Raw genomic sequence first — 1633 nt, forward strand, 5'->3', positions numbered from 1 at the left:
TGGTAACCTTGCCCGCCCCACCCTCAAAGATGTTGCCCGCAATGGTATAAAGCCCATCGACCAGTTTCGCAGTATCCGGCCCCGGCGCGCGGTATTGCACCGATGCCTCCGACGGGAACATCGCATTCCACCAACCGGACGCGCTGATCTGGTCGCGATCACGAAAGCTGGAGACGAGCAGGCCGAAGGTCGGGAAGGTCCAAAGGACCACCAGCGCCAGCGCGCAGAGATTGACCGCCCAGACCAACCGCGACCTGACCCCCACGATATTTTCCATCAGCGCGCCTCCCGTGCGGCGTTGCGGATGTTCCAGATCATGATCGGCGTGACCATCAGCATGATGACAATGGCGGCGGTTGATGCCCGCCCGGTGTCATTGCCGCGAAACATCCAGTCAAACATTAGGTTTGCAAGCACCTGCGTCCCCCATTGGCCATTGGTCATCGTCAGCACGATATCGAAAACCTTGAGCACGGTAATGGTGATCGTGGTCCAGACCACAAGGATCGTACCCCAGATTTGCGGCACCTTGATTTTCATGAAAATCTGCATGGGTGAGGCGCCATCGAGGATCGCCGCCTCGATGGTTTCTTCGGGTATGCCGCGCAACGCCGCTGACAGGATCACCATGGCAAAGCCGGTCTGAATCCAGACCAAGACGATCATCAGAAGGAATGAGTTGACGATGGGCGAAGTCAGCCACGTCTGCGGATCGCCCCCCATCGCGACCCAGACCGCATTCAGAACGCCGATCTGTTCCTGCCCTTCGGGTCGGTATTCATACACCAGTTTCCAGATCACCGCTGCGCCAACGAAGGAAATCGCCATCGGCATGAAAATCATCGCCTTGGCGAAGTTGCCCCAGCGGATGCGGTCGGTCACTGCCGCCGCAAGCAGGCCAAAAAAGGTCGAAGCCGCAGGCACAAAGACCAGCCACAACATATTGTTGACCATGCTTTCACGAAATTTGCTGTCGTTGATCAGCCAAGTGTAATTGTCAATGCCAACGAAGGTTTTACCTTGGGGATCCATGAAGGACAGATACACCGAAACGAACACCGGATAGACGAGGTAAAGCGTCAACAAGGCAAGCGCCGGAAACAGGAACAGCCAGGGCCGGATCTGGCCCGCACGGTTGATATTGGCCCCGGCATTCGGGCCGCGGGCGGGAAAGATACGGTCGAGCAGGACGTTTGACATAAAGAAATAGAACACGCAGCCAAAGACGCCAACAATGATGGTCGCCCCGGCCATCAGGAACTGATCCATATCTCTCCCCTCGACCGACAATTTCAGATATTTCGGGCATCGCGCGCGCAGAGGTTTCGACGAAAATCCCCCCCCAACCCGTGCGCGCTGGCCCGACCTGTGCTGAAACCACAGGCCAGCGTCGCGTCCGGCTATTTCAAGCTGTCCGACGTTCGCTGAATATCGGAGGTGACCTCCTCGGCGGTTTTGCCGGAAACGTAATCCACCATCCCGGTCCAGAAGACGCCCGCACCAATCGCGCCCGGCATCAGGTCGGAGCCGTCAAAGCGGAACGTATCGGCGTTCAGCAGAATCTGCCCCATCTTCTTCAGGGTCGGATCGCCGTAAGCATCAGGGTTCACTGTTTTCAACGGGGTCAGGAAGC

Annotated in this window: 1 protein-coding gene and 2 pseudogenes; all 3 read right to left on the minus strand. The window is 57.7% G+C overall.

Annotated elements, in window-relative coordinates; translation table 11 throughout:
* A pseudogene (locus tag L0H65_RS19615) lies at positions 1–277 on the minus strand (carbohydrate ABC transporter permease); the annotation flags it as partial.
* Positions 277–1269: a carbohydrate ABC transporter permease gene (locus L0H65_RS19620; protein ID WP_301460862.1), complete on the minus strand. Its 993-nt coding sequence runs from the start codon at positions 1267–1269 to the stop codon at positions 277–279. The gene L0H65_RS19620 and the pseudogene L0H65_RS19615, both read right to left, overlap by 1 nt.
* 131 nt (positions 1270–1400) lie before the next feature.
* Positions 1401–1633: pseudogene (locus L0H65_RS19625) on the minus strand (alpha-glucoside ABC transporter substrate-binding protein); the annotation flags it as partial.

It is taken from the genome of Pseudorhodobacter sp. (assembly GCF_030452865.1).
Lineage (GTDB): Bacteria > Pseudomonadota > Alphaproteobacteria > Rhodobacterales > Rhodobacteraceae > Pseudorhodobacter.

Bases quoted from the DNA above. Each gene is read 5' to 3' on its own strand.
- L0H65_RS19620 (WP_301460862.1), bottom strand. From the start codon at position 1,269: ATGGATCAGTTCCTGATGGCCGGGGCGACCATCATTGTTGGCGTCTTT.